Below are 13,904 nucleotides of genomic sequence, written 5' to 3'. Positions count from 1 at the left end.
ATAGCTAAAGATTTAGCTCTCTTCAAGACCTTTATTTGATATTGTCCTGATTGAGAAAAAGCAGAACCATCATTTGCAAAAAGGTAAATCCCAGAATAAAAGGCAGAGCATCCGGTGAGAAGAGCTTGGTCAGCTCATCAATGACAAGCATGGGCCGCAAAACGATATCCCATGAATTAAGTCTGGCATAACGGCCCAGATGAATCGCTAAACTGGATACCAATGAAAGCAGCAGCATAAAAGCTGATTTGACGTAAAAATCCTTGATGGCAAAACGTTTGAAAACCTGATTGATACTTTCAGCACCGCACAAGAGGCCAAATAAAATACTTGCCAAAAAAAGGAAATAAAGAATCAGGCTTCTTGAATCGCTGAAAATACTGGTCACAAAATCCATATGAACCACATCTGTCAGCATATAAAAAGTATTGGGGTAAAAGAAAAACCAGAGCAATCCAAAAATCAGGATCAAAAAAAGATTTTTAAAACGATTCAGGCAAAAGCTAAAATCCAAGGCCAGCAGTGCCAAAATCATATTCCAAATCAGATACTTTTCTTCTATTTTAAAATAGACAATAGCCAAAGAAATAATAAAAAAGAAAAGATGGCTGATCAGCAGCTTATGTTTCATATTTATTCTCCTCATGTTAAAAGTAAATTATATCATATTCTTATTTTCCGTGAAAACCATACAGACCTTTGCTTGCTTATCCTGCTTATTTTCTGCTATAATTGCTCTATGACTAAAAAAATGATCGCTATTGATTTAGACGGGACACTTCTTAAAAGTGACGGAACCATTTCAAACTATACGGTTGCTGTTATTAAAAAAATTCAGGAACAAGGACATCTGGTGATTATCTCAACCGGCCGTCCTTACCGCATGGCCTTGGAATATTACAAAATTCTTGGTTTAAAAACACCGATGATTAATTTCAACGGTTCCCTCACACATATTCCTGAGCAGAAATGGGCCGGTGAGCACCGGGTTAAGATTGAACGCAAATATCTCTTTGATGTTTTAAAAAACGAAAAAGCGTTTGAAGCTGATTTTATTGCCAGTGAATACCGCAAAAAATTTTACCTGACCTTCAATCACCGCCAGGCCATCAAACCAGAAATATTTGGGGTTAAAAAGCTGACAGATAAGATGCAGCTGAAACCGGAAAAAATTACCCGCGACCCCCACGCCCTGCTCATGCAGACAAGGGCAGCTGATAAGTATGCCTTAGCCGATGACATGCTTAAGCATTTTAACCATGAAATGGAAATCAGCAGCTGGGGCGGCCCTATGAATATTCTGGAGTTCTCGCCCAAAGGTGTCAACAAAGCTTATGCCCTTAAGCACCTGCTAAAAACACTCAGCCTCTCCAAAGAAGATCTAATTGCTTTTGGTGATGAACACAATGACACTCAGATGCTGGAATTCGCGTCGGTTGGCTACGCCATGAAGAATGCCAATCAAATCCTGCTGCCTTATGCCGATAAGATGACACAGTTTGACAATGATCATGATGGTGTTGCTAAAGAACTGGAAAAACTCTTGCTGTAAAACTAAAAGAAGCTGAGAAGAATTGTTTCTCAGGTCTTTTTGTCTGATTTTCCAAACATTTTAAAAAAAGATTGATAAATGTAAAAACCGGGCTGCAATCCATTTTCACTGACAGACCTTTGATTCTTAGTAATGCCGAAATCATTGCACTTAGTTTTAAAATGGGCAGCTTTTAAAAATCATCTGCGGTCAGAGAAAGCTCTTCCTGACGGCTGTCTTCTAGGGCTGCTACTGTGACACCCAGCAAGCGGACACCGGAATTATTCTCAGCCAGACTGTCAAAAATTTGATGAGCCTGATGCTCAATCGCGTCAAAATCCTGTGTTGGAAAATCCAATGTTTTGCGCCTCGTAAGTGTCGAAAAATCCGAATAGCGAACTTTGATGACAATAATCTTGCCTTTTCGCTCATTTTTTATTAAGCTGTCAGCCACCCGCCGTGCATTTTTTGAAAGTTCTGCTTTGATATCCTCGTCACTGTAAAGCAGCTTGCCGTAAGTTCTTTCACTGCCGATAGACTTTCGGATACGGTTATTTTTAACTGGTGAATTGCTGATGCCGCGTGCTTTCCGATAGAGATCAAAGCCAAAACGGCCAAAAAGATCAATCAGGGTCATTTCTGGTATTTGCTGCAGGTCTTTGCCGGTAAAGACCTTGAGCTCATGAAGTTTCTCAACCGATTTTTTGCCCACACCGTAAAATTTCTCAATAGGCAGGTCGGCTAAAAAGGCCTCCGCCTCCTCAGGCAAGATGACTGTTAAACCACGAGGCTTGTCATAATCACTGGCCAGTTTAGCCAGAAATTTATTGTAAGAAACACCGGCTGAACAGGTCAGATGCAACTCCTTCCAGATATCATGCTGGATTAATTTGGCAATTTTAACAGCTGATTTCAAGTGCAGTTTATTTTCTGTGACGTCCAAATAGGCCTCATCAATACTCATCGGTTCTACCAAGTCTGTATAACGTTTGAAAATTTCCCGAATCTGCATGCCGATTTCACGGTATTTGGCATGATTCCCCCTAATAAAAACAGCCTGTGGACAGCGTTCATAGGCTTCTTTAGAAGACATGGCTGAGTGTATACCGAATTTTCGCGCTTCATAATTGCAGGTCGAAACCACACCGCGGCCGCCTGTCTGACGAGGATCGGCACCGATAACTAACGGCTTACCCCGCAGTTTGGGGTTATCCCGCTCTTCCACCGCAGCAAAAAAAGCATCCATATCAATATGAATGATTTTTCGCGATGTGTCGTTAATCAGAGGGAAAATTAACATCAGACCTCCTGTCAGTTATCCTAAAGCATAAACAAACAAGTTACTATAATCAAGGTTTTCTTATAGTCTTTATTAACCAAAAGATAGACACTGCCGAATAAAAAACCGGCCAGACAGGTTAAAATCCCTGTCAAAACACTGCCTTTCGAAAAAATATGCATTAAGCCCCAGGTCAAACCCAGCAAAATGCCTCCATAGGGAATTTTGTCATTTTTAAACCAGGTTTCAAAAGCCTTCTGCCCAAAAACCAGCACCAGAGAAATCAAAAAGCTCTCAGCAGCATAATACAGGTACTGAAATACAAATTTCAGCCAGCCCAGATGCTGAAATTCGATGAAGATTTTAAAGCCTTTCCAGTCCCAATATTGAACAAGTGTGATCAAAACAAAGCTCAGGGCAACTGCCAGCCACTGCCAAGCAGAGACCTTCTTGGCACTGCTTTTTAAGAGTTCAAAACCAGTCTGCTTTCTGCCCAAAGCAATGATAGCAAACCCTAAAATCAGCCAGCCCAAACTGGTGATAATCCAGTGAACAATCATTTGAAAGGGGCTTGCCTGACTGAGTGATATACCCAAAAGCTCTTCAATCAATGCTAGCAGAACTTCAAATAAGAAAGCAGCTGCTGCATACAAAGCCAGCCATAGAAAATTAAAACCTGTAACACGTCTGCTGTCTTTCATGGCAGGTCTCCTTAATCCTTTTATAAGTCTATCTTCATTATACTCTTTTTGATTGTTTTTTTCCATTTATAATACAGTTAAGCTTCTTTTAATAAACTGTATTATAAAAGAAACTGTTTATTTCTAAAGCTTTTTAGTTGTGAAAACGGTTACTGTATGATAGAATGTAACTGAAAAATGTAACAGATGCACTGTTACTAGAAAAAGAGGATATTGCATTATGGCAACTGTTAAAACTAACACTGATGTTTTCGAAAAAGCTTGGGAAGGCTTTAAGGGAACTGACTGGAAAGAAAAAGCCAGCATTGCCCGCTTTGTACAAGCTAACTACACACCTTATGACGGTGATGAAAGCTTCTTAGCAGGACCAACTGAACGTTCTTTGAAAATCAAAAAGATTGTAGACGAAACTAAGGCTCAATACGAAGAAGCCGGCCGTTTCCCAATGGACACTCGCCCAACATCAATTGCTGACATTCCTGCCGGCTACATCTCAAAAGAAGATGAGTTGATTTACGGTATCCAAAACGATGAACTTTTCAAATTGAACTTCATGCCAAAAGGCGGAATCCGCATGGCTGAAACTGCCTTGAAAGAACATGGCTATGAACCAGATCCGGCTGTTCATGAAATCTTCACTAAGTATGTTACAACCGTTAACGATGGTATTTTCCGCGCTTACACTTCTAACATTCGCCGTGCACGTCACGCTCACACAGTAACTGGTCTTCCAGATGCTTATTCACGCGGACGTATTATCGGTGTTTATGCACGTCTTGCTCTCTACGGTGCTGATTACCTGATGCAGGAAAAAGTAAACGACTGGAATGCTATCACTGAAATTGATGAAGAATCTATCCGTCTTCGTGAAGAAGTTAACCTTCAATACCAAGCACTTGGTGAAGTTGTTAAATTGGGTGACCTTTACGGCGTTGATGTTCGCAAACCTGCCATGAACGTTAAAGAAGCTATCCAATGGGTTAACATTGCATTTATGGCTGTCTGCCGTGTCATCAACGGTGCTGCTACATCTCTTGGACGTGTTCCAATCGTTCTTGACATCTTTGCAGAACGTGACCTTGCTCGCGGAACATTCACCGAAAGTGAAATTCAAGAATTTGTAGATGACTTCGTTATGAAACTTCGTACAGTGAAATTTGCTCGTACTAAAGCTTATGACGAACTTTACTCAGGTGACCCAACATTCATCACAACTTCTATGGCTGGTATGGGTGCTGACGGACGTCACCGTGTTACTAAGATGGACTACCGTTTCTTGAACACTCTTGATAATATCGGTAATGCTCCAGAACCAAACTTGACAGTTCTTTGGACTGACAAACTGCCTTACTCATTCCGCCGCTACTGTATGGTAATGAGCCACAAACACTCTTCTATTCAATATGAAGGTGTGACAACAATGGCTAAAGATGGTTATGGCGAAATGTCATGTATCTCATGCTGTGTATCACCGCTTGACCCAGAAAATGAAGAACAACGTCACAACATCCAATACTTCGGTGCTCGTGTAAACGTCCTTAAAGCTCTTCTTACAGGTCTCAACGGCGGTTACGACGATGTTCACAAAGACTACAAGGTATTCGATATCGACCCTGTCCGTGATGATGTTCTTGACTTTGACACTGTTAAAGCTAACTTTGAAAAATCACTTGACTGGCTGACTTCAACTTACGTAGATGCTTTGAACATCATCCACTACATGACTGATAAGTACAACTACGAAGCTGTTCAAATGGCCTTCCTGCCAACTAAACAACGTGCAAACATGGGATTTGGTATCTGTGGTTTCGCAAATACTGTTGATACATTGTCAGCTATCAAGTACGCTACTGTTAAACCAATCCGCGACGAAGATGGCTACATCTACGACTACGAAACAACTGGCGAATACCCACGTTGGGGTGAAGATGATCCTCGTTCAAACGAATTGGCAGAATGGTTGATTGAAGCTTACACAACTCGTCTTCGCAGCCACAAACTTTACAAGAACGCTGAAGCTACTGTATCACTTCTTACCATCACTTCAAACGTTGCTTACTCTAAACAAACTGGTAACTCACCAGTTCACAAGGGTGTTTACCTCAACGAAGACGGCAGCGTAAACTTGTCTAAACTTGAATTCTTCTCACCAGGTGCAAACCCATCTAACAAAGCTCGCGGCGGCTGGCTGCAAAACCTCAACTCTCTTGCAAGTCTTGACTTTGCCTATGCAGCTGATGGTATTTCACTGACAACGCAAGTTTCACCTAAAGCACTTGGTAAAACATTTGACGAACAAGTTGATAACTTGGTAACTATTCTTGACGGTTACTTCGAAAATGGCGGTCAACACGTTAACTTGAATGTTATGAGCCTCAAAGATGTTTATGACAAGATTATGAGTGGTGAAGATGTTATCGTTCGTATCTCTGGTTACTGTGTAAATACTAAATACCTTACACCAGAACAAAAGACTGAATTGACACAACGTGTCTTCCACGAAGTTCTTTCAATGGACGATGCTGCTGAAGCTCTTACAGGTCAAAAAGCTTAATCTTTTGAAGCTAGCAAACGAGTTTGAGATAAAATAATCTCAAGCTCGTTTTTTGTGATTATGATTTAAAAATCATATTTTATTTCTAACTATCTTAAGAAAAAATACCAACAAACGTATGAAAATCAAACAAACACGCGATACCTTATCAACTACCTATCTTGATGCCGTTAAAATCAGAAATCTTATCTTCGTTCAAGGGCAGGGCGTTCCTTTGTCTATTGAAATTGATAAAAACGAAGCCTACTGTATTCATTTCGTTCTTTACGATGATAATGACAAACCTCTTGCTACCTGCAGGCTTTTGCCCGATGAGCAAAAAGGTTTTGTGACCTTGCAGCGCATGGCTGTCCTTGATACCCATCAAGGACTCGGCTTGGGCCGCAGACTTCTGCAAGCAGCAGAAACATTTGCCAAAGAGCAGAGATTTAAAAAAATTACTCTTCATGCCCAGATGACTGCTTATGACTTCTATGCGAAAAACGGATATCTACCGGTAGGAGAGCGGTTTTTAGAGGCTGGTATTGAACATATCACTGTTGAAAAAACGTTATAAGAAAAGTAAAACAAAAAAGCGAAGCTAAATGGATTCCTGAGAAATACCGGTTTAGTTCCGCTTTTTTATTGGTTTAACTCAAAGGTTTCAGCCTTGAAGTCTGCATAATATTTTTAGTGATCTAACAATGCTGCCCGCAAATCTGCCATACTGATTGTATTTTTACCGTCCACATTCATTTCGCGCAAAAGCAAAGGATACTTCATTTCTTCTCCCACTCAAGCAGCCTTGGCACAGACATTCTTGGACTGCTCTTAAGGAGCTAATTCCTGCTCAATCAAGTCTATCAATTCATTGCGATCCAATATCCACTGAGCACGTTCATCTTTTTCATAGGTTCGATTGCTAAGAAAAATAGCTGCGCGCTGTTTGGGAATATTAATAAGAACAAAAGTTCCCGTATAGCCGGTATGCAAAAGCCACTCTCCGTCTAAGTCCCAGGCTAAGCTGCGCTCTTTAAGGGCAAGGGAATAATTTTGGGTCAGTTTTTTTGCAAAATGATCAGTCAGATAGTGATTGACAAAAATTTCCAAATCTTTCAGTGTCGAAAATAAGCCAGCCGAACCGGTATGAACACCTAAAACCTGAGCCTTGGGATCATGAACGGTTCCCGAGGGAACTCCTTTAACTGTCGGTACAGCTGAAGAAACAGGGCCAAATGCTGTTTGGCGCATGTGCCAAGGTGTAAAAATTTCCTTGTCAAAAAGCCAGTCTAGGGATTGACCAGTCAGCTCTTCCAGCATGAAACCAAGTAAAATAAAATTGATATCGGTATATTTAAACGATTTATCCGCTGTTACCTTGATATGATTAATGGCATCTTTCAGCTGACCAGCTGACAAACTGTTACGATTGGGGATATAAGGATCAATGCCGCTCGTGTGAGTCAGCAGCTGACGCAGGGTGACTGATGGATCATGAAAAGCAGGGTAGTAAAATTGCAGAGGCCGATCAAGATCCAAAAGACCTTTATTTATCATGAAAATACAAACGGTCCCAACACCGACAACTTTAGAAACACTGGCCAAATCATAGACAAGAGCAGGTTTGTTTTTTTCTTCAGACGCTGTCTCTCCCAAATAAAACTCCTGCCAGCCGTCTTTTTCATAGAGCGCGAGACTAGCCCCTAAATAAATATGCTGACTGATTTGCTCATGAATCTTGCTTAATATCTTTTGATGGCTCATGATAGTTTACGGAACCAAATTTCTATACGGCTGGGGTCCGACAAGACCAAAACTTTTTCTTTTTTATCCAGATAAACTTCCTGTCCTTGCTCTTCCAGATAAGTTTTCAAAGCTGCCAAATCATAGTCTGGTGCTACCCGAACTTCTAAGATTTCCAGATCCCAGGCAATATGCGGAGCAGTTTCCAAATCATCTCCCTGCCCTTCAACAAAATCTACAGACAGCGGAAATTGATTTTGAAACAGTCCTTGATAGAAATCCTGCGATTTACTTTTATCCGGAACATTTAAGATAAGTTTTTCCACCTTATAGGCAGACAGTCCTTCAAAACTTTCCTGCGGCCGGACATCTGCCTCCTCTACTTCTTTGAGGGTAGTCAGATCGTCTTCAGCATGGAGTAAAAAAAGATCATTTTCAGGTGATAATGCTTCAAAAGCATAGCCGTTTGCTCCTTTTAGAATTTTAGTTGTCTCAGCCCCGTTTGCCAGCAAAGCCGCAATGTCATCTGCATTGGCAGCCTTGATAACCATTTTTTGAAGCTTTTTTAAACCCTTAACCATTCTTGTTCTCACAGCAGGCGATTCCTCAATAACAAAACGGCTGCCTGCATGAGACCAATCTGTAAAGATAGCCAACGCATTTTCTTCAGAAAAAAGCTTAAATCCTAAAGTCTTTTGATAAAAATCAATATTTTTATCGCGGTCATTAACCCGTAAAACCGGCGAATGAAAATCCATTTGTCCAAATAAGCTCATTGTCCTGTCCTCCCTTAACATTTCCATTTTAGACAAAATATGACATTTTGACAAGAAATTATGTGCTCCATCAGGCATTTTCCCAGCAAAAAAGCAGTCAAAATTTATTCCTGCCCATCATTTATAGTGGCAGTCAGTCCAGATTACTGCTCTTTTCAGTAATTACTGACTAACATTTAGTGATACCAAATTCTTGCTGCATGTGATTCAGCCGCAAGAGTATCTTCTTTTATAAATTCTTTATCTGTCAAAAAGAAAAAGCTGGGAATTTCTATTAAATATCCCGGCCTTTAGGTATTATTTCAAGTATAAGTATTTAAATAAGGCAACGCCTGCGATAGCAGCAAGAATTGGTGCACAAACCGGTACCCATGCATACCACCATTTTGAATCACCTTTAGATTTGCCCAGAACTGATTCCGGCAAGAAGTGGTGCAAAAGACGCGGACCTAAGTCACGAGCCGGGTTAAGGGCAGGACCTGTAGGTCCTCCTAAAGCTGCAACAAGAGCCATAACAAGGAAGCCTAAACCTAAGTGAGCAACTGCCAAACCAGAATTGATGTTAGCACCAACTGTCAGACCGACTTGAGAAAATTTAAATGATGATGAAGCTACGTCTGTTCCCATCGAATTTAATTGCTGAACAATTTCACCGCCGAAATAGTTTTTAGTAAGAGCCATCGCTCCGAAGAAAAGGACAAATGAACCGGCAAACTCATTGAGGAAGCCATTAATCAATGATGCTTTCTTAGTCGCATCCGTATCATCATCAACAGCTGATGTCGTTGAGAAAGTTCCTAAAATAGCATTGGCATCTTCAGTTTGTCTGTAGTATGGCGCATGAGTTGCCACAACAACCAATTGACCGAAAATAGCTCCCAAAAGCTGAGCCAAAAGATAAGGAAGGACTTGTTTCCATGGGAAAAGTTCTGAGACAGCAAGACCGAGCGTGAAAGCCGGGTTAATATGGTTACCAGATACATTACCAAACATCAAAGCGGGCAGCATAACACCAAAACCATATCCTAAAGTGATGATAACCCAGCCGCTTTTATGACCTTTTGTTCCTTTTAATTCAACATTTGCAACGGCACCATTCCCCAAAATAATAAGCAGAGCTGTACCAATAAATTCTGTGATATACTTCACAGTCCATGTAACATCCATTTGTCTTTTAATCCTCCGAGTTCAAATTTTTTAGACATGTACCATTTTATCAAGTATAATAGATAATGTAAAGCCTCTTAGAAAATTAAAAACGTTTACTTTGAAAGGTTCATATGAAATACAATCAATACAGTTACATTCAAACATCAAAAGCTCAGGCAGAAAAAGAACTGCAAAAACTCGGATTTCACCTAAGCACTCAACAGACAAATAAGGAAAACTTGGCTGAGTTCATCAGTCAGATTTATTTTCAAAATCCTGATAAGGACTATGTCTTTAAAAGCCTGATTGCTGACAGTGAGACTGATTTGGCTGCTTTTTTCCAGTCTTCCCAGGAGCTGACAGATGAGGTGTTCTATCAGGTTGCCCTGCAGCTTTTAGAGTTCACTGCTTATGTCGATTTCACAGACAGCAAATCCTTTGTGAAAGAAATCAATTTCCCGATAACTTTTGACGCCAACCAGTTTCTGCTCAATCTCTATCAGCTGCTGGCAACCCGCACTAAAAACGGCATGACGCTTATCGATCGGCTGGTCAGTCAGGGCTTTCTTGCTGCGGATAATACCTATCATTATTTTAATGGCAAAAGCTTAGCAACCTTTGATACCAATGATGTCATCCGTGAAATCGTCTATGTTGAAGCTCCTGTTGATACCGATAAGGACGGAAAGCTAGATCTTATTAAGGTTAATATTATTCGTCCTAAAACTAAGGAACTGCTTCCTGTTATCATGACAGCCAGCCCCTACCATCAAGGTGTCAATGAGAAAAAATCAGATCAAAAACTGCATCAGATGGAAGCTGAACTGACTGTCAAACAGGCCGGCCATATCAAGGTCGCTGAACACGATTTTCAGCCGCTTGAAACAAGCATTCCTGACTTACCAGTAAGTCCTGCTCAGGAGAGCTTTGCTCATATCAGCAGCTATACTCTCAATGACTATCTTTTGGCCCGCGGCTTTGCCAATATTTACGTGTCCGGTGTTGGCACTAAAGATTCCGACGGGTTCATGACCAGCGGTGACTATGCCCAGATTGAATCCTTTAAAGCTGTCATTGATTGGTTAAATGGCAGAGCAGCCGCCTACACCAGTCACAAGCGTGACAAGCTCGTTATGGCTGACTGGACAAACGGACTGGTCACAACTACCGGAAAATCCTATCTTGGAACCATGTCAACCGGACTGGCGACAACAGGTGTTGAAGAGCTCAAGGTTATTATTGCAGAATCGGCTATTTCTTCTTGGTACGGTTATTACCGGGAAAACGGACTGGTCTGCAGCCCCGGCGGCTATCCCGGCGAGGATTTGGACGTTCTCACCGAGCTGACTTATTCGCGCAATCTGACAGCCGGTGATTATTTGAGAAATCATTCCCGCTATCAGGAAATGCTGGATGAGCAGTCAAAAGAAATAGACCGTGTCAGCGGAGACTACAATCAGTTCTGGCAGAATCGCAACTACCTGCCCTATGCGCACAGCATCAAAGCCCATGTGGTTTACACACACGGTCTGCAAGACTGGAATGTCAAACCTAGTCATGTCTATGATATTTTAAATGCCCTTCCTTCCCATGTCGAAAAACATGCCTTTTTGCACCATGGCGAGCATATTTATATGCACAACTGGCAGTCTATTGATTTTCGCGAAAGCATGAATGCTCTCCTAACCAAGGAACTTTTGGGCCGCTCCAATCATTTTCAGCTGCCGACTGTTATCTGGCAGGACAATTCACAGGATTATACCTGGAAAAATTTACAGCATTTTGGCAGCAGGCAAACCATACATTTGCCTCTTGGAGAAGATCAGCAGATGATTGACAATCATTATCCTTCTGCTGATTTTAAAGGCTATAGCAAGGACTACCACAGTTTCAAGGCAGATCTCTTCAGAAAAAAAGCAAATGAAATCACTGTTGATCTGCCCATTCAGGAAGATCTGCTCATTAACGGCCAAATGACTTTAAACATCAGACTCAAATCCAGCAGCAACAAGGGGATTCTCTCAGCACAAGTGCTAGATTTCGGCCAGAAAAAACGTTTTGCTGACCGTCCGGAAATTCTTGAGTTTAACAGTATTGACAACGGCCAGAACTTCTCCTGCGAAGCTCTTCGTGAACTGCCTTACAAACAAACACCTTATCGGGTAATTAGCAAGGCCGTACTCAATTTACAAAACCGAACAGACCTGCTAAAAATTGAAGAGGTCGTTCACAAAGAATGGATGACTGTGCAGTTTAAGCTGCAAGCAAGTATTTACCAACTCAAAAAAGGAGACACTCTCAGAGTGATTCTTTATACCACCGATTTTGAGCATACCATACGCGATAACAGCAACTATGCGCTGACAGTCGACTTGGCCAATTCATCGCTTGATATTCCGTATACAACCTTTTCAGAATAACACTCTTTGAAAATCAAAATAATCCATCATTGTCTTCAGCTTGCTGTACTTACGTATTGTCTGTGCTTTGTCTATTTTTGATTTTCTTTGAGTGTAAAAATCCTCAGATTTTAAATAGCAAAAAAACGGCAAATCAACTTTCGGTTTGAATCTGACTGCTGATTTGTTCCATGACTTGCTTAGCTGTTTCTTTATCGTCCTCAGTCACATAGTAGATACCTGTTCGATACTGGCGGCCGTAATCGTTTCAATCGTACGCGATTTATTGTCAGTCTGCTGCTTTTTCACAAGCTTGTCAAATATTTGACTTTATGCTATGATGTTTCCAATTATACGCAAGGAAAGAAACCATTATGCAAGAAAAAAAGACGCATTTAGCCAATCAGCTTTGCTTTTCGATTTATAACAGCAACCGCCTTTTCAATCAATTTTACAAAAAAAGCCTCAAATCCTTCGATCTGACTTACACACAGTATTTGGTTCTTTTGTCACTTTGGGAACAAGACGGACAGTCCTTACAGGAACTTGGACAGCAGTTTGGCCTGACCAGCAATACCCTAACTCCCTTGCTGAAACGTTTAGAAGACAAGGGGTATTTGATGCGCATGCGTCCTAAAAAAGAGCGTTGCCGGCTGCTCATTCAACTAACTGAAAACGGCAGATCTCTTCAGAGCGATGTCGAAAAAGTGCTCAAGGATTGCTTGGGGAACCTGGCACCAATGTCACTTGATAAAGCTCAGCAAATGATTGACGATAATAACCTTTTAAGTGCTGCTTTAAAGAAACTGATGTAAAACTAAGCATTAATAAGCAGAGACTTTCCTAAACTCAGCAATCATAGTCATTCGAGAATTACAAGGAGCATAAATGATAGACGTTTTTCAAAAAAGACAGCTAAGAAAATTTAGGGATTTAAGTTACTGTTCAAAAATGATATAATGGCTAATGTACTTTAAAATAGCTTTTTACAAGGCAGAACGCGATTGTATGCTTATGTGCTTACTAATTATCATATTAATGCTAATTAATACGCTGAAGCATAGCTCCATCAACACCACAATAAATGTTTACTCACATTTATTTCCAGCACAACAAAAAGAAGTCGCCTCTGCCTTTGAAAATTTTTAACAATAAGGCAAAATAAGGCAACGAAAATTTACAAACAGGGTCTAACCCCTTGATACGAAAGGAATCTAGAAAATCTTATGATGAATATGCAAGACCCCTAGTTCAGTTCTGTAAGTCTTGTAATCGTCGGAAACATTGATTTAAAAAGGTTTTAGATTCTCACAATTTTACAAAATGCACTAAAAATTTTAAAAGTGGTCACTTTTTGGTCACTCACTTACTAGCATTTTGGAGTACAAATTGAATATTCTCATTCCTTTAATTAATAGAAATAGCGAATTTTTTTCTATAATTAGAGGAATCTAAAAGGGCTCTTTGTCAACTATAGTGGGTGATGAAAAGCTAAGTTCTGGAGAGAACCCAGTTGGTTCTCTCTTTTTTGCTGTTCAAGATAAGATAAATCCGTTTCTTGAAGTTAGGGAAATTACGATAACCAAACCCTTGACGCTTGATATCTTTGATAAGCTTGTTAGTTGCCTCGAGCTTGGCGTTTGAGTCATCTAGCTCGAGTGCGTTCGTAATATAGGGTCTGTATTTTTCAAAGGTCTTAAAAACAGTGAAAAATAGGGTGTTGACCGTCTCTTTGCAGTCGTGAATCAACTCGAAAAAGTGTTGGCTATTCTTTTTCTGGAAATGGTAGAGCA

Annotated in this window: 13 protein-coding genes and 1 pseudogene; 5 read left to right on the top strand and 9 right to left on the bottom strand. The window is 40.6% G+C overall.

Annotation, left to right across the window (positions count from 1 at the left end; all coding sequences use genetic code 11):
• Nucleotides 1-31 precede the first annotated feature (31 nt).
• On the bottom strand, nucleotides 32-631 hold the full coding sequence (locus tag G573_RS0100945; RefSeq protein WP_027974976.1) for a DUF1361 domain-containing protein: 600 nt from the start codon (nucleotides 629-631) through the stop codon (nucleotides 32-34).
• Between the two features lie 108 nt (nucleotides 632-739).
• Between G573_RS0100945 and G573_RS0100940 the strand changes: the two genes are divergently transcribed.
• On the top strand, nucleotides 740-1,552 hold the full coding sequence (locus G573_RS0100940; RefSeq protein ID WP_027974975.1) for a Cof-type HAD-IIB family hydrolase: 813 nt from the start codon (nucleotides 740-742) through the stop codon (nucleotides 1,550-1,552).
• Between the two features lie 172 nt (nucleotides 1,553-1,724).
• On the opposite strand, the gene dinB is transcribed toward G573_RS0100940, so the two are convergent.
• Nucleotides 1,725-2,831, bottom strand: coding sequence for a DNA polymerase IV (gene dinB, locus G573_RS0100935; RefSeq protein WP_027974974.1), 1,107 nt, complete (start codon nucleotides 2,829-2,831; stop codon nucleotides 1,725-1,727).
• 20 nt (nucleotides 2,832-2,851) lie between these two features.
• Nucleotides 2,852-3,511: a hypothetical protein gene (locus G573_RS0100930; RefSeq protein ID WP_027974973.1), complete on the bottom strand. Its 660-nt coding sequence runs from the start codon at nucleotides 3,509-3,511 to the stop codon at nucleotides 2,852-2,854.
• A 220-nt stretch (nucleotides 3,512-3,731) separates the two neighbouring features.
• Here G573_RS0100930 and pflB point away from each other — a divergent pair, with 220 nt between their 5' ends.
• Nucleotides 3,732-6,065 (top strand): formate C-acetyltransferase, encoded by a 2,334-nt coding sequence (gene pflB, locus G573_RS0100925; protein WP_027974972.1) that lies wholly within the window; start codon nucleotides 3,732-3,734, stop codon nucleotides 6,063-6,065.
• Between the two features lie 118 nt (nucleotides 6,066-6,183).
• Nucleotides 6,184-6,621 (top strand): GNAT family N-acetyltransferase, encoded by a 438-nt coding sequence (locus G573_RS0100920; RefSeq protein ID WP_027974971.1) that lies wholly within the window; start codon nucleotides 6,184-6,186, stop codon nucleotides 6,619-6,621.
• Nucleotides 6,622-6,734: 113 nt separating this feature from the next.
• Here the strand turns inward: G573_RS0100920 and G573_RS11365 are convergent, their stop codons facing one another.
• The 4 genes from G573_RS11365 to gla all read right to left on the bottom strand — a co-directional run bounded on the left by G573_RS11365 (nucleotide 6,735) and on the right by gla (nucleotide 9,730).
• Nucleotides 6,735-6,827 (bottom strand): DUF1697 domain-containing protein, encoded by a 93-nt coding sequence (locus G573_RS11365; protein ID WP_156888779.1) that lies wholly within the window; start codon nucleotides 6,825-6,827, stop codon nucleotides 6,735-6,737.
• Nucleotides 6,828-6,875: 48 nt separating this feature from the next.
• On the bottom strand, nucleotides 6,876-7,808 hold the full coding sequence (locus G573_RS0100910) for a serine hydrolase domain-containing protein (protein ID WP_027974970.1): 933 nt from the start codon (nucleotides 7,806-7,808) through the stop codon (nucleotides 6,876-6,878).
• Nucleotides 7,805-8,563, bottom strand: coding sequence for a CppA family protein (locus G573_RS0100905; protein WP_027974969.1), 759 nt, complete (start codon nucleotides 8,561-8,563; stop codon nucleotides 7,805-7,807). Before G573_RS0100905 ends, G573_RS0100910 begins: the two co-directional genes overlap by 4 nt.
• Before the next feature lie 297 nt (nucleotides 8,564-8,860).
• Nucleotides 8,861-9,730, bottom strand: coding sequence for an aquaglyceroporin Gla (gene gla / locus G573_RS0100900; RefSeq protein ID WP_027974968.1), 870 nt, complete (start codon nucleotides 9,728-9,730; stop codon nucleotides 8,861-8,863).
• A gap of 113 nt (nucleotides 9,731-9,843) precedes the next feature.
• On the opposite strand from gla, the gene G573_RS0100895 reads away from it, so the two are divergent.
• Complete coding sequence (locus tag G573_RS0100895) at nucleotides 9,844-12,132, top strand: Xaa-Pro dipeptidyl-peptidase (RefSeq protein ID WP_027974967.1); 2,289 nt, start codon at nucleotides 9,844-9,846, stop codon at nucleotides 12,130-12,132.
• A gap of 133 nt (nucleotides 12,133-12,265) precedes the next feature.
• On the opposite strand, the pseudogene G573_RS11750 reads toward G573_RS0100895, so the two are convergent.
• Nucleotides 12,266-12,367: pseudogene (locus G573_RS11750) on the bottom strand (hypothetical protein); the annotation flags it as partial.
• A gap of 118 nt (nucleotides 12,368-12,485) precedes the next feature.
• On the opposite strand from G573_RS11750, the gene G573_RS0100890 reads away from it, so the two are divergent.
• A complete protein-coding gene (locus G573_RS0100890; protein ID WP_027974966.1) occupies nucleotides 12,486-12,926 on the top strand; it encodes a MarR family winged helix-turn-helix transcriptional regulator in 441 nt (146 codons plus the stop codon).
• A 676-nt stretch (nucleotides 12,927-13,602) separates the two neighbouring features.
• Here G573_RS0100890 and G573_RS0100885 read toward each other — a convergent pair.
• Nucleotides 13,603-13,904, bottom strand: a 302-nt coding sequence (locus G573_RS0100885) for a transposase (RefSeq protein WP_027974965.1), incomplete at its 5' end; no start/stop codon positions are given.

Source organism: Streptococcus devriesei DSM 19639, from assembly GCF_000423725.1.
Classification (GTDB): domain Bacteria; phylum Bacillota; class Bacilli; order Lactobacillales; family Streptococcaceae; genus Streptococcus; species Streptococcus devriesei.
Note: the sequence above shows the minus strand (reverse complement) of the source record. Positions and strands in the feature narration are given on the sequence as shown.

Excerpts from the sequence above, each read along its gene's own strand:
- G573_RS0100945 (WP_027974976.1), bottom strand. The coding sequence starts at position 631 with ATGAAACATAAGCTGCTGATCAGCCATCTTTTCTTTTTTATTATTTCT.
- G573_RS0100940 (WP_027974975.1), top strand. The coding sequence starts at position 740 with ATGACTAAAAAAATGATCGCTATTGATTTAGACGGGACACTTCTTAAA.
- dinB (WP_027974974.1), bottom strand. The coding sequence starts at position 2,831 with ATGTTAATTTTCCCTCTGATTAACGACACATCGCGAAAAATCATTCAT.
- G573_RS0100930 (WP_027974973.1), bottom strand. The coding sequence starts at position 3,511 with ATGAAAGACAGCAGACGTGTTACAGGTTTTAATTTTCTATGGCTGGCT.
- pflB (WP_027974972.1), top strand. The coding sequence starts at position 3,732 with ATGGCAACTGTTAAAACTAACACTGATGTTTTCGAAAAAGCTTGGGAA.
- G573_RS0100920 (WP_027974971.1), top strand. The coding sequence starts at position 6,184 with ATGAAAATCAAACAAACACGCGATACCTTATCAACTACCTATCTTGAT.
- G573_RS11365 (WP_156888779.1), bottom strand. The coding sequence starts at position 6,827 with ATGAAGTATCCTTTGCTTTTGCGCGAAATGAATGTGGACGGTAAAAAT.
- G573_RS0100910 (WP_027974970.1), bottom strand. The coding sequence starts at position 7,808 with ATGAGCCATCAAAAGATATTAAGCAAGATTCATGAGCAAATCAGTCAG.
- G573_RS0100905 (WP_027974969.1), bottom strand. The coding sequence starts at position 8,563 with ATGAGCTTATTTGGACAAATGGATTTTCATTCGCCGGTTTTACGGGTT.
- gla (WP_027974968.1), bottom strand. The coding sequence starts at position 9,730 with ATGGATGTTACATGGACTGTGAAGTATATCACAGAATTTATTGGTACA.
- G573_RS0100895 (WP_027974967.1), top strand. The coding sequence starts at position 9,844 with ATGAAATACAATCAATACAGTTACATTCAAACATCAAAAGCTCAGGCA.
- G573_RS0100890 (WP_027974966.1), top strand. The coding sequence starts at position 12,486 with ATGCAAGAAAAAAAGACGCATTTAGCCAATCAGCTTTGCTTTTCGATT.